This window comes from Yoonia sp. 67-2, from assembly GCF_035117555.1.
Classification (GTDB): Bacteria; Pseudomonadota; Alphaproteobacteria; order Rhodobacterales; family Rhodobacteraceae; genus Yoonia.
The window spans coordinates 253,886-270,453 of record NZ_JAYKPK010000003.1 but is presented as its reverse complement, the minus strand read 5'-3'; the positions used below and the strand labels follow the sequence as shown (position 1 = coordinate 270,453).

Genomic DNA, 16,568 nt, shown 5'->3' with positions numbered 1-16,568 from the left:
CGCAACAATGCGGCGCGTTAATCTTTTTGTCGCTTCCGTCGGAACAACGCGCAGCCCTGATGTGGGCAGACCGACTCAGTCGCCGTCGTCGATCCGACAATACCCGGATTGCGGCGCATTCAACGCGTGCAGCCGGTGTTGCAAAAATTGCGCTTCTGCCGATGTCGGCGCCAGTGCAATCGCCGTGCCATAGGCAATGGCCGCCTCGTCCCGCGCATCCGTTGCCGCCAACAAAGCCGCCCGCGCCGCGTGCCAAGGCTGATAATCCGCAAGGTCAGTCGCAAGGCTTTCCACCATAGCCAGCCCGCGCGCAGGATCACCAGCCTCGGCCATTGCGACAGCGGCGTTGAGCGCGACGACAGATGTGGGTTCGTGCCGGTAAAGCGCCGCATAGAGTGCCGCAATCTGTGGCCAGTCCGGGGCCGGATCGGCCATCTGGCAATCGGCAATCGCCGCCTTGATCTGGAATGGGCCAGGCTGCCGCCGCGCCACGGCGCGGGCCAGCACGGCGCGGCCTTCGCTGATCCGCACGACATCCCACAGGTGACGGTCCTGATCGGCGGGCGGCAGGCTGGCCCCATCGGGCGCGATACGCGCCGCGCGGCGGGCGGCGGTCAGCAGCATCATCGCCAGCGCGCCTTCGACCTCTGCATCCTCCGGGTGCAAGCGGTCAATCAACCGCATCAGATATTCCGCCTCTCGGCACAGATCGCGCGGCTCCTCTGGCCCAGCAACATAGCCGGTGGTGAAAATCAGGTAGATCGTGGTCAGCACAGTCTTCAGCCGGGCGGGCCATTGGTCGGCTTCGGGCACGGCAAAGGGGATACCAGCCGCCGCGATCTTGGCCTTGGCGCGGCTGATGCGCTGGCCCATGGTGGTTTCTGTGTCCAGAAAGGCGCGGGCAATTTCAGGCGTGGTCAGCCCGCAGACGGTCCGCAAGGTCAGGGCAATGCGCGACTTCGGCTCCAGCGCCGGATGGCAGCACGCGAAAATCAGGCGCAGGCGCTGGTCGGGGATATCATCGGAATCAGGCGCATCATCCTGTGCGCGCAGCAGGGTAAGCGCCTGCGCCTTGCGCGTATCGCGCGCCGCCCCGCGCAGCCGGTCGATGGCCTTGCGCCGGGCGACCTGCAACAGCCAGCCCGCAGGCGATACAGGCAGGCCGGACCGGCCCCAATGGGTGAGGGCCGACACAGCCGCTTCCTGTAACACCTCTTCCGCAAGGCTCAGATCCCGCAGGCCCGCAGCCAAAGCTGAAATAAGCCGCCCCCGATCCGCCCGCATCACGCGATCAAGCTCGCACGCAATCGCAATGGCGCTGGTCGGGCCGGGGGCGGGATTGGTCATCAGGTCAGCTCGCCGGGTTATAATCCATCAGCGGACGCACCTCGATCGTGCCAAAGGCCGCCGAAGGGATCAGCGCGGCATAGCGCAGGGCGGCATCAAGATCCGCCACGTCGATGACATAATAGCCGCCCAGATGTTCGCGGGTTTCCGCAAAAGGGCCATCCATGGTTTCCACTTTGCCCGCCTTGAGGCGCAGCGATGTTGCGGTTTCGACGCCTTGCAGCCCTTCGCCGCTGCGCAGGACGCCATCGGCCTTCATCTGTTCGTTCGCGGCGAAGTAACCGCTCATCATCTGCTCGAATTCAGGCGTGCCATAGGCCGGTTCCAGCGCCGGGTCATTGTAGATCAACAGCATATATTGCATGGGTCTTCTCCTATTCGAAAACTTCGACGGGCCGAACTTCGACCGATCCATAGCGGGCCACGGGGATTTCGGCTGCAAAGGCCAAGGCATCGTCCAGCGTCGCTGCCTCGATGAGATAAAAACCACCAAGATGCTCGCGCGTTTCGGCAAAGGGCCCGTCGATGGTTTCAACCTGCCCCGCCGGCCGTTTCACGGTCGTTGCGGTTTGCGCGCCCAGCAGACCTTCGCCCGCCAGAACGGTCGCGCGGTCTTTCATCCTTTCGTCCAGGCTAAAGAAGTCGGCCATCATCGCGTCGCATTCGGGGGTGCCGGGGACCGGGTTCTTGTCCGGTGCGGCATAAAGCAAAATCATGTATTTCATGGGAAATATCCTTTTACAGGCCAAGAATGTGGATGGCGATGCAGACCATCGCATTCAGCGCCGCCAGAATATTGGTGCCGTTCCCGACATAGCGCAGCGGATGACCGGCATTGTCCGGCACTAGCCCGAAAGGATGCGCAATGCGCCCGATCAGTAACAAAGCGCCTGAGATATGCAGCCAGATCGCCGGTGTCCCCATACCTTCAGCCAGAATCATCAGGATCAGCACGAAAGCCGACCATTCGGCGCAATTCCCGTGCTGGCGGATGCGCTGCAACAACAGCGGATTGCCACCATCTCCAAAGGACAGGCCTGTGTTTGAACGCAGTGCGGACACGCGGAACCACAGGATCAGATAGATCGCCGCCACCGGCAGCGCGTAAAGAGGCGTAATAGCAAAAATCATGGTCATTCCTTTTCAGTATCGTGTTTCGATACTCCAAGGACGTCTGCGTTTTGTAAATTTCGACATGGGTTGGAAAATATTTTTCAGACCTGCACAACGCTAGGTCGCCTGACAGATTTGCGAGCCAAGCTCGACAAGACTATCACGCAAAACATCAATAGCGCCCTAAAGGCGATCTATCCAACAGTGATGACTGGATTTTCATGGTCGGGGCGGAGAGATTCGAACTCCCGACCCTCTGTTCCCAAAACAGATGCGCTACCAGGCTGCGCTACGCCCCGAACCATGGCGTGTCTTTAGCTACACTCAAATGATTTGAAAAGCCCTAAAGACCAAACTTTTCGTCACAAGGCAAAATTGCTTCCGGACCAAAGCTGGGGTGCTGCATGACATCGCCGACATCAATGCCCAGACGCCGCGACAGCCCGCCATTGATCTCTAAAACCATCTGCACACCGTCGCCACCGGGGATCGGTGTCAAATCGCCCGGCACGGCATTTTCATGCAATTCCAGAATTTCACCATCGGGGCTGGCGAATAACATATCCAAGGGAATCAATGTGTTCTTCATCCAGAAGCTGACCGCTTGCGGTTCTTCGTAGATGAACAACATGCCCGACATGCGCGGCATCTCTTCTACATACATCAGCCCTTGGGCGCGCTCGGCGGGGGTATCGGCAATCTCGACCGTGAACCCCGCCTGCCCCCAATCGCCGACAATCGTGACCCTGTCATCAGCACAGGCCGCCATCGCCATCTGCGATGTCAACGTCAGTGCGAACCCCAGGATCACTGCCTTCATTTGACCGCGCTTTCCCATCCGACAACCTCGATCGCCATGCGCCCGCGTTCGCCGTCCACCAGACGCAGGCCGACAGCCTCGCCCGATTGCAGGTCCGACAGGCCGGACCGGCGCAACACTTCGACATGCACGAAGACATCTTCGGCTTTTCCGAACACATTGGCAAATCCAAATCCCTTGGATTTATCGAACCATTTGACGCGGGCCGGTTCCACCGGGCGGCTGGCGATATCGGCCGGGGTGAAATCCATCATGTCACGCAGCGGCAAGGCGGAATCCGTCTGCGGCGGCGTGATCGAGATCACTTCAACAGCCTGCAACCCACGCTGGGTATCCTGTACCATCAGATCGATCCGGGACCCGTCCACGACAGAGCCCTGGCCAAAATTACGCAACACATTGGCATGCAACAAAATATCTGGTCCGCCCAGCTCTGCGATAACAAAGCCAAACCCTTTGGTGGGGTCAAACCACTTTACCAAGCCCTGCACGCGCCGACGGTAGGCGGTGTCTTCCGTTTCCATTTTTTCTTCCTTTTGACGCGATGTCTGTCCTGCACCGCATCTTTCAACGTTCCGACACTCACACGCTAACCAAGGCAAGCCCCGCAGCATGCAATCTAAAAAAACCAACGCCCTAGGGGTTAAGACGGGTCACTGTCCAACCATCTTTTGGCGTCTGACGCGACCACCGAAACCGGTCGTGCAAACGAAAAGCACCATCTGACCAAAACTCAATCTCAAGCGGCGTAATCCGGAACCCGCCCCAATGTGCAGGGCGTTTTGGATTGGTTCCATGGGTCGCTGTAGCTTTTGCCACCTCAGCCATCAACGCCGCACGTGACGTCAAAGGTTGTGACTGCCGCGATGCCCATGCGCCAAGACGGCTTTTGAGCGATCGCGACTGATAATAAGCATCTGCGACCGGACCATCCTCGCGCGTGACAAGTCCGCGAACGCGGATCTGGCGCGCCAGCGACTTCCAGTGCATCACGAATGCCGCTTTGCCTGTCGCTGAAATTTCAACGGCCTTGCGACTTTCGTAATTGGTGTAGAACACAAATGCCGCCGCTTCGATCTCCTTTAACAAAACCATTCTTACATTTGGCAGCCCTGTCTCGTCGACCGTCGCCAACGCAATCGCGTTGGGGTCGGTCGATTCCGATTCTTCCGCCGCCCGCAACCAATGCTGGGCAATCAAAAATGGGTCTTCACCCGCAAAAATCCCCGTGCGATCAGACAATGCCGATCCTCCTTGCGGCCCCCAACCTAAAACTTAAGATCAATCAAGGACAGTAGCAACCATTTTGACATATTGTTCCCACGATGCAGGTATCTAGGCAACCCCCCGATACCCGTGCTAGGGACGTGCAAAGTAATTACAAAGGTTGCAAGCAATGTCATCACAATTGATGCAAGGCAAGCGCGGGCTGATCATGGGCCTCGCGAATGACAAATCCATCGCATGGGGGATCGCCAAGGCCTGTGCCGATGCAGGTGCGGAACTTGCGTTTTCCTATCAGGGCGAAGCCTTGCTCAAGCGCGTGCAGCCGCTGGCGCAATCGGTCGGTTCGGACACGATCCTGCCCTGCGATGTCGGTGATGAAGCCTCGATTGATGAGCTCTTCTCAGCACTTAACGAAAAATGGGGCAAGCTCGATTTTGTCGTCCATGCCATCGGATTTTCCGACAAGAACGAATTGCGCGGCCGCTACGTCGACACCAGCCGGTCCAATTTCGCGATGTCGATGGATATCTCGGTTTATTCCTTCACTGCAGTCGTGCAGCGCGCTGAAAAGATGATGACAGAGGGCGGGTCCTGCCTGACGCTCACCTATTACGGCGCGGAAAAGGTGATGCCCCATTACAATGTCATGGGCGTGGCCAAGGCCGCGCTCGAAGCCTCCGTGCGCTACCTTGCAGAAGATTTGGGCAAGAAGAACATCCGCGTCAACGCGATCAGCGCCGGCACGATCAAGACACTGGCTGCGTCAGGCATCGGGGATTTCCGCCTGATCATGAAATGGAACGAATATAACTCGCCCCTGCGCCGCACCGTGACGCAGGAAGAGGTCGGAAAATCCGCGCTCTACCTCCTGTCCGATCTGGCCAGTGCCGTAACGGGTGAAATCCTGCATGTCGATTCCGGCTATCACGTCGTCGGCATGAAAGCCGTCGACGCCCCTGATATCACCAAGGAATAGGACGAAGCCATGACCGACCGTCTGCCGCATGAAAAAGGCTTTCACATTTCCTGGGATCAGATCCACCGCGACAGCCGCGCCCTGGCTTGGCGGCTGGACGGCGAAGGCCCCGATGATGGCGCATGGCGCGCCGTGGTCGCGATCACCCGTGGCGGCATGGCACCGGCGATGATCGTGGCGCGCGAACTCGATATCCGCACAGTCGATACGATCAGCGTGAAAAGCTATGACAACCAGAACCAGGCCGAGGCGCGGGTGCTGAAATCCCCCGATGCGGAATTGATGGGCGATGGCACCGGCATCCTGATCGTCGATGATCTGGTCGACAGCGGCAAGACGCTGGAACTGGTCCGCAGCCTCTACCCCAAGGCACATTTCGCCACCGTCTATGCCAAACCCAAAGGCCGCCCGCAAGTTCAGACCTTCATCACCGAAGTCAGCCAAGACACATGGATCTTCTTTCCATGGGACATGGCCCTGCAATATGTCGAACCCTACCGCGGCAAAGATTAACATCGTCAGAGTATAAATATCCCCGCCGGAGGCATAAAAGTCTTTCTGGCGCCACGGTAACAGGACATGCTATGCCAAAGACCCGCACCGCCGCCACCTTTCCACCGCCGGTGATGGCAGCGCGGCGCTGGCTTGACGGCGTGACCCATCCCACCGACCGCCCGCTGATCAATGTCAGTCAGGCAGCACCCGTTGCCGCACCGCCGCTGGCCTTGCGGCAGGCCTTGGCCGAAATCGTGCTGCATGAGGCCGAGGCGCATCTTTACGGCCCCGTGCTGGGTCTGCCCGCATTACGCGCTGAAATCGCGCAGCAATGGACCACAGCCTATGGCGGTCAGGTCCTGCCTGCTCAGGTCGGCATCACATCGGGCTGCAATCAGGCCTTCGCCGCTGCGATCAGCGCCCTTTGCGGCGAAGCGGATGAGGTGATCCTGCCGATCCCCTATTACTTCAACCATCGCATGTGGCTGGATATGTCCGGCGTGACGACCATTCCCCTGCCCTGCGGCCAAGACCTGATCCCCGACGCGGATGAGGCTGCCCTGTTGATCACCCCGCGCACCCGCGCCATCGTGCTGGTCAGCCCCAACAATCCCTGCGGCGTGGAATATCCCGCCAGCACTTTGCGCGCTTTCATGGATCTCGCCCGCGCCCATAACATCGCGCTAATCGTCGATGAAACTTACCGCGATTTCGACAGCCGCACAGGTGCTGCGCACGATCTGTTCCGCGGTCCTGCTTGGGATGACACGCTGATCCAGCTTTATTCGTTCTCCAAGGCCTACCGGCTGACCGGCCACCGTGTCGGCGCGATCCTGACCAACCCCGCACGGCTGGCCGAGATCGAGAAATTCCTTGATACCGTCGCGATCTGCCCAAATCAGATCGGGCAACGCGCCGCCCTTTGGGGGATGCAGAACCTTGGTCAGTGGCTGGCCGGGGAACGGGATGAAATCCTCGACCGGCGTGCGGCGATCAGTGATCATTTCCCGGCGCTTGCGGCAAAGGGGTGGAAACTGCTCGGCGTCGGGGCCTATTTCGCCTATCTGGAACATCCCTTCGCGATCTCATCAGCCGATCTCGCGCAACGGCTGGTCAAGGATGCCAGCATCCTGCTCCTGCCCGGCACCATGTTCATGCCAGATGATCTGCCCGGCGGTGAAAGCCAGCTGCGCATCGCTTTCGCCAATATCGACCGGGCAGAGATCGAAACCCTGTTCGACCGGCTGGCAAAGGTCAGCGTCTGACCCTTGCACCCAAGGGCCTAGCCCCCTATTCATGCGCGACACTACAGGGCGGAGCGGCAACAGATGGCACAGAAGAAGAAAACCAGTATCGGCGCATGGATCATCGTCGGCGTGATCCTTGTCGGGCTGGCCGGTTTCGGTACCGGCGGGCTGACCGGCAATGTCCGCAGCCTTGGGTCCGTGGGTGACAAGGATGTCACCGTGACCGCCTATCAGCGGGCACTGGACGATCAGATCCGCAGCCTGTCTGCGCAATTCGGCTCGCAGATCTCGTTCCAGCAGGCACAGGCCTTCGGGATCGACCAGCAAGCCTTGCAGCAGGTGGTCCTGACTCGCACACTTGATAACGAAGCGGCGCAAATGGGTATTTCTGCCGGGGACGCGGCGGTCTTTGACCGGGTCCGCGCGATTCAGGCGTTTCAGGGCGCGGGCGGTTTCAACCGCGATACGTACCGGCTTGTGCTGCAACAATCCGGCCAGACCGAATCCCAGTTTGAATCTGAAATCCGCGAAGACCTCGCGCGCACTCTGCTGCAATCCGCCGTCGTGGGTGGCGTGCCCACCCCCGCCGCCCCCGCCGATACAGTTGTACGCTACCTCAGCGAAGCCCGCGATCTGACCTTGGTCCGGGTTGATGCGTCGGCACTGACCGCCCCCGTGCCCGGTGCCACCGATGACGACGTGCAGGCCTTCTATGACGCAAACGCCGATCAGTTCACGCTGCCCGAAGCGCGCGAGATCACCTATGCGTGGATGACACCCGCGATGATCGAAGGCGAGATGGAGGTCACCGACGCCGCCTTGTCCGCGCTTTACGAACAGCGCATCGCCGAATTCGTTCAACCCGAACGTCGCCTTGTTGAACGGCTGAACTTCACCGATCCTGCCGCAGCCGAAGCCGCGTCGGATCGGCTGGAAGCAAATGAAATCACCTTTGACGATCTGGTCACCGAACGTGGTCTGAGTCTGACCGATATCGACCTTGGCGATGTCGCCCGGGATGAATTGCCCGACGAAACGGCAGAGGCTGTTTTCACCGCGTCCCCCGGCACGATTGTCGGCCCGTTCCCGACGACCCTCGGCGCGGCCCTGTTCCGGGTCAATGCCGTGCTGAACGCACAGGAAATCACGCTGGAAGAAGCCAGTGACGACCTGCGCGTCGAACTCGCAGCCGAAGCCGCACGCGAAGTGATCAATCAGGATTACGACCGGATCACCGATCTTCTGGCCGGTGGTGCCTCGCTCGAAGATCTGGCCGAAACCACCGATCTGGAACTTGGCACGATCAGCTGGACCCCTGATGTCACCGACGGTATCGCCGCCTATGAAACGTTCCGCACCGCCGCAGAAGAAGCGACCGAAGGTGCCTTCCCCCGGCTTGAAGTCCTGTCCGATGGCGGCGTCTTTGCCCTGCGCCTTGATGGGGTGACCCCTGCCCGCGTGCCACCGCTGGAGGATATCCGCGATCAGGTAGCCGAAGCCTGGCAATTGCAGGCCCAGCAACAGGCCGTTCTCGCCCGTGCAGAGGAAATCGCCGCCACAATCGAAGCTGACACCAATCTGGAAGACCTGGGTCTGACCCCGCGTGTGGAGACCAACCTGACCCGCCGCAGCTTTGTCGAGGAAACACCGGAAGGCTTCAACGATATCGCCTTCGCCATGGACCTTGGTGAAACCCGCGTCGTGGATGCAGGTGATTCTGCCCTGATCGTCCGTCTGGACCGCGTGGCAGAGGCGGATCCCGCCGCCACCGATCAGGACGCCCAACGTGCCGCGATTGCTGACAATCTCTCCGCAGGTATCGCGCAGGATCTGTTCGACGCCTATGCCGCTACGGTGCAGCAAAACACCCGCATCAATATCAATCAGGGCACGGTCGATTCCGTGAATGCCCAGCTGCAATAGGTGCGCCATGGCCTTACTGCCCGATTATGACAGCTTCGCCCGCCGCTATGATGCGGGCGAAAACCAGATCGTCTATACCCGTATCGCCGCTGATCTGGACACGCCGGTCTCCTTGATGCTGAAACTGACCGAGGCTGGCACCAACGCTTTCATCCTCGAAAGCGTCACAGGTGGCGAAATCCGGGGCCGCTATTCGATGATCGGCATGAACCCCGATCTGATCTGGGAATGTCGCGACACGACATCCCGCGTCAACCGCGCCGCGCGCTATGATGCCGATGCCTGGGAGGATATGCCGGGCGATCCTTTGGCCGCATTGCGCGCCATCATCGCCGAATCGCGCATCGATCTGCCTGCGGGTCTGCCCGCCGCCTCTGCTGGGCTGTTTGGCTATCTGGGGTATGACATGATCCGGCTGGTCGAACATCTGCCCGATGTGAACCCCGATCCCCTGGGCCTGCCCGATGCGGTAATGCTGCGCCCCTCTGTCGTGGCCGTGCTGGACGGTGTGAAAGGCGATGTGATTCTCGTCGCCCCCGCCTATGTCCGCTCCGGCCTGTCGGCCAAAGCCGCCTATGCGCAGGCCGCCGAACGGGTCATGGATGCGCAACGCGCGCTGGACCGGTCCCTGCCGCAACACAGCCGCGCCTTGGCCGATCCGGCGGATGTGGCACCGCCGGTGTCCAATTTCAGCCATAGCGGCTATCTGCAGGCGGTGGAAAAGGCCAAAGACTACATCCGCGCCGGCGATATCTTCCAGGTCGTCCCCTCGCAACGCTGGACGCAGGAATTCCGCGAACCGCCCTTTGCGCTCTATCGGTCCTTGCGCCGCACCAACCCGTCGCCCTTCATGTTCTTTTTCAACTTCGGTGGTTTTCAGGTGATCGGGGCAAGCCCCGAAATCCTTGTCCGCGTCTTTGGCAAAGAGGTCACGATCCGCCCCATCGCCGGCACAAGGCCGCGCGGTGCGACACCTGCGCAGGATGACGCGAACGAGGCGGATTTGCTGGCCGATCAGAAGGAACTCGCCGAACATCTGATGCTGCTCGATCTGGGGCGCAATGATACCGGCAAGGTTTCCAAGATCGGCACCGTCCGCCCGACCGAACAATTCATCGTCGAACGCTACAGCCATGTGATGCATATCGTGTCCAATGTCGTGGGCGAGCTGGCCGATGATCAGGACGCGCTGTCCGCCTTTTTCGCAGGCATGCCCGCAGGTACGGTATCCGGCGCGCCCAAGGTCCGCGCGATGCAGATCATCGACGAATTGGAACCCGAAAAGCGCGGCGTCTATGGCGGCGGCTGCGGCTATTTCAGCGCCAATGGCGATATGGATATGTGTATCGCCCTGCGCACCGCGGTGTTGCAGGATGAAAAACTATATATCCAGGCTGGTGGCGGCGTCGTCTATGACAGCGACCCGGAAGCAGAATATCAGGAAACCGTGCATAAATCCAACGCGATCCGCAAGGCAGCAGCGGATGCGCGGATGTTTCAGGGCGGCGGTAACTGAGCGATCAGCACCGCCGAGACCGGCACCAGTGACATCTGAGCCGGATCGCTGCGATTGGCCCAGCTGCGCAACGCCGCCAGCGTATCGTGCGTCGCATGGCCGAGAACAACCGCATCCCCGGTCTGGCGCGCACGGAAAGACGCCTGCGCCAGATTGCGTTCAATCGCGGCCTGCGTCTCGCCCGCGCCATCAATCTCGCGGCTGATCAGAGCGGTCGGCGCATCGCCCGTCGCAGCAGGCCGCATCGCGTCCAGCCCGCGCGGCATGCTCACGAATCCGCGCCCGTCAGCCGCCACCCATTGCATGACCTGATCGGCGACAACACCATCCGCCTCTGGCCCGGTCCCGTCCGAGAAAACCGCAATCGCCTCTGGCACAGAAGTGAACGCCGCCTGATAGGTGACCTCTATATTTGATGGCCGCGCGCCCTGTGGCAGGCGCGCCTCCAGCACCACTTCGATTCCCGCCGCGCGATAGGCACGCATCCGCTCGGTGACATCGGGGGCGGCGGCATTCAGCACCATTGTCGGCACGAAAGGCAGGCTGGCGATCACCGCAGGCGCGTCCCGCATCGCCGGGTCATCCATCAGGACAACCGCCACCAGCGGCAGATCAGCGGCATAATCGAAAACAGCAGCATAGCGCATCAGGGGGGGTGTCGCGGGACCCATATCCTCGACCAGTTCGGGTTCAGGTTCTGTACCGGGGCGGTTGACGCGCACCGCAGGGGCCGGTGGCGGCGCAGGCTCTGCCGCAGGTGCTGGCAGATTTTCGACAGAAGATGGCGGCGAAACAGCGACTTTGGGTGGATCAGGCTGCAGATCTTCCGGCTCCGGCAGTTCCACCGCAGGCTCCGGCGGGTTGGTCATGCTCTCAACCTGCGGTGCCACCGGAGGCACAGGAACCGAAAGGTCGGGTTGTTCCACCACCTCAGGCTCCGGCTCCACTGCCGCAGGTGGCGGCACGACGGCCACAGGCACCGGATCATTCAAAACCGGCGGCTCCGCCGTCAAAGACGCCACCACCAGCCCGGTGCCCCCCAGCACAAATGCCATTGCAGAACCTGCCAGAAATGATCGCATCTTACCCGCCCGTCTTGATTTACCGCCCAAGGCCTTGACGCTGCCCCGCCTTGCGGCCCATGTATGGCTGCACTTATACCGCCAGCTTTGCCACGGGCGGTAGCCCCATTTCCACGATGCCGGGACCAGCCATGCTGCTTTTGATCGATAATTACGACAGTTTCACCTATAATCTTGTCCATTACCTGGGCGAGCTTGGGGCCGATGTCGTCGTGCGCCGCAATGACGCGCTGGATGTGCAGCAGGCCATGGCGATGAACCCGTCCGCCATCGTGCTGTCGCCGGGTCCCTGCGATCCCGCGCAGGCAGGCATCTGCCTGCCCTTGGTCCATGCCGCTGCCGAAACCGGCCTGCCGCTCCTTGGCGTCTGCCTTGGCCATCAGGCGATTGGTCAGGCGTTCGGCGGCAAGGTCATCCGCTGCCACGAAATCGTCCATGGCAAGATGGGCCAGATGCGGCACAAGGGTCAGGGCCTCTTCGCCGGTCTGCCCAGCCCTTTCGCCGCCACCCGCTATCATTCACTGGTGGTCGACCGCACCACCCTGCCCGATTGTCTGGACATCACCGCCGATCTGGAAGACGGCACCATCATGGGCCTGCAACATAAAACCCTGCCGATCCACGGCGTGCAATTCCACCCTGAAAGCATCCGGTCCGAACACGGCCACGCCTTGCTGCGCAACTTTCTGGATATCGCAAAGGTGCCCGCATGACCGACGCGATGAAACCCTTGATCTACGCCGCGTCCGAAGGGCCTTTGTCCCGGTCGCAGGCGGAAGAAGCCTTTGGCTATCTTTTCGCTGGTGAGGCCACGCCCGCCCAGATCGGCGGCCTGCTGATGGCGCTGCGCGCAAGGGGCGAGGCGGTGTCAGAATATGCCGCTGCCGCCGCCGTGATGCGCGCCCATTGCGTGCCGGTGAAAGCGCCAGAAGGGGCCATGGATATCGTCGGCACCGGCGGCGATGGCAAACACACGTTGAACATCTCGACCGCGACCGCCTTTGTCGTGGCAGGCGCAGGTGTGCCGGTCGCCAAACACGGCAACCGCAACCTGTCATCGAAATCCGGCACCGCCGATGTGCAAAGCGCCTTGGGTATCAACGTCAACGTCACGCCAGACGTGGTAGAACGCGCGATAGCCGAGGCCGGGATCGGTTTCATGATGGCCCCCTTGCACCATCCCGCAATGCGTCATGTCGGGCCGGTGCGGTTGGAGCTTGGCTGCAAAACGATCTTTAACATCTTGGGACCATTGACAAATCCCGCAGGTGTGAAACGGCAACTGACAGGGGCTTTTGCCATCGACCTGATCCATCCGATGGCCGAAACCCTGCAACAATTGGGCTCTGAAAAAGCATGGCTGGTCCACGGCAGCGATGGCACCGATGAGATCACAATCTGCGGGGCGACCTCTGTCGCCGTGCTGGAAAACGGGCGCATCACCTCCCGCCAGATCCACCCCGAGGATGCAGGCCTGCAAGAACATCCCTTCCGCGATATCATCGGTGGCACACCCGAAGACAACGCCGTGGCCCTGCGTGCCTTGCTCGACGGCGCACCCGGTGCCTACCGCGACGCCGTGCTGTTCAACGCCGCCGCCGCCCTCGTCGTGGCCGACAAGGCCGCATCCTTGACCGAAGGCGTGGAGATTGCCCGCGACAGCATCGACAGCGGCAAGGCGAAGGCAGGCCTCGCTGCCCTCGTCCGCATCACGCAAGGCTGATGTTTGACCTGACCCGGCTGGGCGCATGGGCTGATCTGCCATTCTTCGCCGATGATCTGCCGCAGATCACGGCGCAGCTTAACGCGGATATCCTGCCGCCACCCGCGCTGACCTTCACGGCCTTGGAACTTTGCCAACCGCAGGCGACAAAAGTCGTGATCCTCGGCCAGGACCCCTATCACACCGATCACAAGGCCGACGGACTGGCCTTTTCCATAACCCCCAGTTTCACCGGCAATCTGGCCAGCCTTGGCAATATATTCAAGGGAATCCAATCAGATACCGGTCAAACCAGAACCAAAACCAACCTGCACGATTGGGCCGGCCAAGGCGTGTTGCTCCTCAACACCGCGCTCTCTGTCGCGCCCGGGCAGGCAGGCGCACATGCCAAAATCGGCTGGTCCGCGTTGGTCCAGCAGGTGCTGGCCCGTCTTGACCCAGCCCCGCGCGCCTTCATCCTCTGGGGGGCCCATGCGCAGAAATACAGCACCCATCTGGCCGCCCATCACCTGATCCTGAGCTCCGCACATCCGTCACCCTTGTCAGCCCACAGGGGCTTTTTCGGGTCACGGCCATTTTCAAAGGTCAACCAATGGCTTATGGATCGGGGTGAATTTCCAATAAACTGGGCGGACCCATGACCGATATCCTCGCGAAGATCAAAGCCTATAAGCTGGAAGATGTGGCGCAGCGCAAAGCCGCCCTGCCCCAGGCCGAGATCGAGGCACATGCCCGCGCCGCCGCCCCCGTGCGCGGCTTCGCCGATGCCTTGGCCGATGCCAGCCGCGAAGGTTACGGCTTGATCGCCGAGATCAAGAAAGCCAGCCCCTCCAAGGGCCTGATCCGCGCCGATTTCGACCCGGCCGCACTGGCGCAAGCCTACCAACAAGGCGGCGCCACCTGCCTGTCGGTCCTCACCGACGGCCCGTCCTTTCAGGGCGACGACAGCTATCTGGCCTTGGCCCGCGACGCCTGCGACCTGCCCGCCCTGCGCAAGGATTTCCTCTATGATCCCTGGCAAGTCGCTGAATCCCGCGCCTTGGGGGCGGATTGCATCCTGATCATCATGGCCTCCGTCAGCGATGCGCAGGCACAGGAACTTGAACAGGCCGCGATCCAATGGAACATGGATGTGCTGATCGAGGTGCATGACAAAGACGAACTCGACCGCGCAATCCTGCTGCAATCGCCGCTGATCGGGATCAACAACCGCAACCTCAAGACATTTGAGGTGACTCTGGACACAACACGCAAACTCTCGAAACTCGTCCCCGAGGACCGTAAGGTCGTCTGCGAAAGCGGGTTGTTCACCCCCGAAGACCTCGCCGATATGGCCCGCTATGGCATCCGCGCCTTCCTGATCGGGGAAAGCCTGATGCGGCAGGAGGATGTCGCCAGCGCCACGGCCCACCTGCTGGCCAATCCCGCGACCGGAGGTGTCATGTGACCGGGCTGACGCATTTCGACGCCGAGGGTCAGGCCCATATGGTCGATGTCTCCGGCAAGGCGGTCACCGACCGCATCGCCGTGGCCGAGGCGCATATCGTGATGTCGGGCGCGACCCTCGCGCTGATCACCGAAGGCCGCGCGAAAAAAGGCGATGTGCTGGGCATCGCCCGGATCGCGGGGATCATGGGGGCGAAAAAAACCGCCGATCTTATCCCGCTCTGCCACCCTTTGCCGATCACCAAGGTCAGCGTGGAATTGACCCCCGACACGACCCTGCCCGGCATCCGCATCAGCGCCACGGTCAAAACCAGCGGCCAAACCGGGGTAGAGATGGAGGCGCTCACCGCCGCCAGCACCGCCGCCCTGACGATCTATGACATGGTCAAGGCCGTGCAAAAAGACATGGTCATCGGCGGCTTGCGCGTCACGCTGAAAGACGGCGGCAAATCGGGCCGCTTCACAGCCCCATGATCTCCGTCGATGACGCCCTTGCCAAACTCTTCACGCTGGTTGATCCCCTGCCCGCGCAACTGGTGCCCCTGCGCCAGGCCGCAGACCGGGTCCTTGCCCAAGACGTCAGCGCCCTGCGCGACCAGCCGCCTTTCGCCGCCTCTGCAATGGATGGCTATGCGATCAAATCGACCGAATACCAGCACGGCACCTCCTTGCACGTCATCGGCGAATCCGCCGCCGGCCACGGCTGGCACGGCACCCTCACCCAAGGCCAAGCAATCCGCATCTTCACCGGCGCGCCCGTGCCGGACGGGGCCGATCACGTGGTCATTCAGGAAAATGTCATCCGCGACGGCGACCGGATCACGATCACCGACACGACCGACCAAGGCAGCAACATCCGCCCCAAAGGCGGCGATTTCCGCAGCGGCGACCAGATCAAAGCGCCCCGCCTGCTGTCCCCCGCCGATATCGCGCTGCTGGCATCCATGAACATCGCGCAGGTCCCCGTCACCCGCAAACCTGTGGTCGCGATCATCGCCACCGGCGACGAACTCGTCCAACCCGGTGAAACCCCCGGACCCGATCAGATCATCGCCTCCAACAGCTACGGCCTCGCGGCGCTGATCGCGGCGCAGGGCGGCAAGGCCCGGCTGCTGCCCATCGCGCGCGACAATGTTCCGGCGCTGGAACAGGCCTTCACCCTTGCCAGTGACGCCGATCTGATCATCACCATCGGCGGCGCCTCGGTCGGCGATCATGATCTGGTAGGGCAAGTCGCGCTGGCCATGGGCATGGACCGCGCCTTTTACAAAATCGCCATGCGCCCCGGCAAACCGCTGATGGCGGGCAAACTGGGGCGCTCCGCGATGATCGGCCTGCCCGGCAACCCGGTCTCGGCCATGGTCTGCGGCCATGTCTTCGTGCTGCCGGTGCTGCGCAAAATGCGCGGCCTCGGCACCGAAGCACCGATGCAAACCGCCCGCCTCACCCATGACACGCCCGCCAACGGCCCGCGCGCGCATTATACCCGCGCCTATCTGGACGCGGGCCGCGTCACGATCTTCGACCGCCAGGACAGCAGCCTGCTCACCGTTCTGGCCGAGGCCAATTGCCTCGCCCTGCGCCCGCCGCATGACCAAGCACGCAAAGCCGGCGAAGACATACAAATCCTCCCACTCTGACAGCTTCTTATTT

19 protein-coding genes and 1 tRNA gene are annotated in these 16,568 nt (G+C 61.5%); 11 read left to right on the top strand and 9 right to left on the bottom strand.

Annotated elements, in window-relative coordinates; translation table 11 throughout:
• Positions 1-75 precede the first annotated feature (75 nt).
• The 8 genes from VOY09_RS06775 to pdxH form a co-directional block, all read right to left on the bottom strand.
• Entirely contained in the window at positions 76-1,347 is a 1,272-nt protein-coding gene (locus tag VOY09_RS06775) for an RNA polymerase sigma factor (RefSeq protein ID WP_322893639.1), read from the bottom strand.
• A 4-nt stretch (positions 1,348-1,351) separates the two neighbouring features.
• Entirely contained in the window at positions 1,352-1,711 is a 360-nt protein-coding gene (locus VOY09_RS06770) for a YciI family protein (RefSeq protein ID WP_322893638.1), read from the bottom strand.
• Positions 1,712-1,721: 10 nt separating this feature from the next.
• Positions 1,722-2,072 (bottom strand): YciI family protein, encoded by a 351-nt coding sequence (locus VOY09_RS06765; protein ID WP_322893637.1) that lies wholly within the window; start codon positions 2,070-2,072, stop codon positions 1,722-1,724.
• Between the two features lie 13 nt (positions 2,073-2,085).
• Positions 2,086-2,478 carry an MAPEG family protein gene (locus VOY09_RS06760; protein WP_322893636.1) on the bottom strand — a complete coding sequence of 131 codons (393 nt, stop codon included), beginning with the start codon at positions 2,476-2,478 and terminating at the stop codon, positions 2,086-2,088.
• Positions 2,479-2,682: 204 nt separating this feature from the next.
• Positions 2,683-2,759 (bottom strand) — tRNA-Pro (locus VOY09_RS06755).
• Positions 2,760-2,803: 44 nt separating this feature from the next.
• Positions 2,804-3,280: a DUF192 domain-containing protein gene (locus tag VOY09_RS06750; protein WP_322893635.1), complete on the bottom strand. Its 477-nt coding sequence runs from the start codon at positions 3,278-3,280 to the stop codon at positions 2,804-2,806.
• The gene (locus VOY09_RS06745; protein ID WP_322893634.1) at positions 3,277-3,804 is read right to left on the bottom strand and encodes a cold shock domain-containing protein; all 528 of its coding nucleotides are present in this window, start codon (positions 3,802-3,804) and stop codon (positions 3,277-3,279) included. Before VOY09_RS06745 ends, VOY09_RS06750 begins: the two co-directional genes overlap by 4 nt.
• Before the next feature lie 112 nt (positions 3,805-3,916).
• Positions 3,917-4,522 (bottom strand): pyridoxamine 5'-phosphate oxidase, encoded by a 606-nt coding sequence (gene pdxH / locus VOY09_RS06740; RefSeq protein WP_322893633.1) that lies wholly within the window; start codon positions 4,520-4,522, stop codon positions 3,917-3,919.
• A gap of 154 nt (positions 4,523-4,676) precedes the next feature.
• Here pdxH and fabI point away from each other — a divergent pair, with 154 nt between their 5' ends.
• The 5 genes from fabI to trpE all read left to right on the top strand — a co-directional run bounded on the left by fabI (position 4,677) and on the right by trpE (position 10,664).
• On the top strand, positions 4,677-5,483 hold the full coding sequence (fabI, locus tag VOY09_RS06735; protein ID WP_322893632.1) for an enoyl-ACP reductase FabI: 807 nt from the start codon (positions 4,677-4,679) through the stop codon (positions 5,481-5,483).
• A 9-nt stretch (positions 5,484-5,492) separates the two neighbouring features.
• Positions 5,493-5,996, top strand: coding sequence for a xanthine phosphoribosyltransferase (gene gpt / locus VOY09_RS06730; protein ID WP_322893631.1), 504 nt, complete (start codon positions 5,493-5,495; stop codon positions 5,994-5,996).
• A gap of 71 nt (positions 5,997-6,067) precedes the next feature.
• Positions 6,068-7,243: an aminotransferase gene (locus VOY09_RS06725; protein WP_322893630.1), complete on the top strand. Its 1,176-nt coding sequence runs from the start codon at positions 6,068-6,070 to the stop codon at positions 7,241-7,243.
• A 63-nt stretch (positions 7,244-7,306) separates the two neighbouring features.
• Positions 7,307-9,148, top strand: a complete 1,842-nt coding sequence (locus VOY09_RS06720; protein WP_322893629.1) for a peptidylprolyl isomerase — start codon at positions 7,307-7,309, stop codon at positions 9,146-9,148.
• A gap of 7 nt (positions 9,149-9,155) precedes the next feature.
• Positions 9,156-10,664: an anthranilate synthase component I gene (gene trpE, locus VOY09_RS06715; protein ID WP_322893628.1), complete on the top strand. Its 1,509-nt coding sequence runs from the start codon at positions 9,156-9,158 to the stop codon at positions 10,662-10,664.
• On the opposite strand, the gene VOY09_RS06710 is transcribed toward trpE, so the two are convergent.
• Positions 10,646-11,719: a divergent polysaccharide deacetylase family protein gene (locus VOY09_RS06710; protein WP_322893627.1), complete on the bottom strand. Its 1,074-nt coding sequence runs from the start codon at positions 11,717-11,719 to the stop codon at positions 10,646-10,648. The genes trpE and VOY09_RS06710 overlap by 19 nt on opposite strands.
• 158 nt (positions 11,720-11,877) lie before the next feature.
• Here VOY09_RS06710 and VOY09_RS06705 point away from each other — a divergent pair, with 158 nt between their 5' ends.
• From VOY09_RS06705 to glp, 6 genes are read left to right on the top strand one after another with little or no spacing between them, the layout of a single operon-like run.
• On the top strand, positions 11,878-12,459 hold the full coding sequence (locus VOY09_RS06705; RefSeq protein ID WP_322893626.1) for an aminodeoxychorismate/anthranilate synthase component II: 582 nt from the start codon (positions 11,878-11,880) through the stop codon (positions 12,457-12,459).
• The gene (trpD, locus tag VOY09_RS06700; RefSeq protein WP_322893625.1) at positions 12,456-13,469 is read left to right on the top strand and encodes an anthranilate phosphoribosyltransferase; all 1,014 of its coding nucleotides are present in this window, start codon (positions 12,456-12,458) and stop codon (positions 13,467-13,469) included. The genes VOY09_RS06705 and trpD overlap by 4 nt, the downstream gene beginning before the upstream one ends.
• Positions 13,469-14,110 (top strand): uracil-DNA glycosylase, encoded by a 642-nt coding sequence (locus tag VOY09_RS06695; RefSeq protein ID WP_322893624.1) that lies wholly within the window; start codon positions 13,469-13,471, stop codon positions 14,108-14,110. Before trpD ends, VOY09_RS06695 begins: the two co-directional genes overlap by 1 nt.
• Positions 14,107-14,916 carry an indole-3-glycerol phosphate synthase TrpC gene (trpC, locus tag VOY09_RS06690; protein WP_322893623.1) on the top strand — a complete coding sequence of 270 codons (810 nt, stop codon included), beginning with the start codon at positions 14,107-14,109 and terminating at the stop codon, positions 14,914-14,916. Before VOY09_RS06695 ends, trpC begins: the two co-directional genes overlap by 4 nt.
• Positions 14,913-15,389, top strand: coding sequence for a cyclic pyranopterin monophosphate synthase MoaC (moaC, locus tag VOY09_RS06685; protein WP_322893622.1), 477 nt, complete (start codon positions 14,913-14,915; stop codon positions 15,387-15,389). The genes trpC and moaC overlap by 4 nt, the downstream gene beginning before the upstream one ends.
• Positions 15,386-16,555, top strand: coding sequence for a gephyrin-like molybdotransferase Glp (gene glp / locus VOY09_RS06680; protein ID WP_322893621.1), 1,170 nt, complete (start codon positions 15,386-15,388; stop codon positions 16,553-16,555). The genes moaC and glp overlap by 4 nt, the downstream gene beginning before the upstream one ends.
• The last annotated feature ends 13 nt before the right edge of the window (positions 16,556-16,568 follow it).

Excerpts from the sequence above, each read along its gene's own strand:
- trpE (WP_322893628.1), top strand. The coding sequence starts at position 9,156 with ATGGCCTTACTGCCCGATTATGACAGCTTCGCCCGCCGCTATGATGCG.
- VOY09_RS06695 (WP_322893624.1), top strand. The coding sequence starts at position 13,469 with ATGTTTGACCTGACCCGGCTGGGCGCATGGGCTGATCTGCCATTCTTC.
- VOY09_RS06720 (WP_322893629.1), top strand. The coding sequence starts at position 7,307 with ATGGCACAGAAGAAGAAAACCAGTATCGGCGCATGGATCATCGTCGGC.
- VOY09_RS06705 (WP_322893626.1), top strand. The coding sequence starts at position 11,878 with ATGCTGCTTTTGATCGATAATTACGACAGTTTCACCTATAATCTTGTC.
- VOY09_RS06765 (WP_322893637.1), bottom strand. The coding sequence starts at position 2,072 with ATGAAATACATGATTTTGCTTTATGCCGCACCGGACAAGAACCCGGTC.
- trpC (WP_322893623.1), top strand. The coding sequence starts at position 14,107 with ATGACCGATATCCTCGCGAAGATCAAAGCCTATAAGCTGGAAGATGTG.
- VOY09_RS06760 (WP_322893636.1), bottom strand. The coding sequence starts at position 2,478 with ATGATTTTTGCTATTACGCCTCTTTACGCGCTGCCGGTGGCGGCGATC.
- VOY09_RS06775 (WP_322893639.1), bottom strand. The coding sequence starts at position 1,347 with ATGACCAATCCCGCCCCCGGCCCGACCAGCGCCATTGCGATTGCGTGC.
- fabI (WP_322893632.1), top strand. The coding sequence starts at position 4,677 with ATGTCATCACAATTGATGCAAGGCAAGCGCGGGCTGATCATGGGCCTC.
- VOY09_RS06725 (WP_322893630.1), top strand. The coding sequence starts at position 6,068 with ATGCCAAAGACCCGCACCGCCGCCACCTTTCCACCGCCGGTGATGGCA.
- trpD (WP_322893625.1), top strand. The coding sequence starts at position 12,456 with ATGACCGACGCGATGAAACCCTTGATCTACGCCGCGTCCGAAGGGCCT.
- gpt (WP_322893631.1), top strand. The coding sequence starts at position 5,493 with ATGACCGACCGTCTGCCGCATGAAAAAGGCTTTCACATTTCCTGGGAT.
- glp (WP_322893621.1), top strand. The coding sequence starts at position 15,386 with ATGATCTCCGTCGATGACGCCCTTGCCAAACTCTTCACGCTGGTTGAT.
- VOY09_RS06770 (WP_322893638.1), bottom strand. The coding sequence starts at position 1,711 with ATGCAATATATGCTGTTGATCTACAATGACCCGGCGCTGGAACCGGCC.
- VOY09_RS06710 (WP_322893627.1), bottom strand. The coding sequence starts at position 11,719 with ATGGCATTTGTGCTGGGGGGCACCGGGCTGGTGGTGGCGTCTTTGACG.
- VOY09_RS06750 (WP_322893635.1), bottom strand. The coding sequence starts at position 3,280 with ATGAAGGCAGTGATCCTGGGGTTCGCACTGACGTTGACATCGCAGATG.
- VOY09_RS06745 (WP_322893634.1), bottom strand. The coding sequence starts at position 3,804 with ATGGAAACGGAAGACACCGCCTACCGTCGGCGCGTGCAGGGCTTGGTA.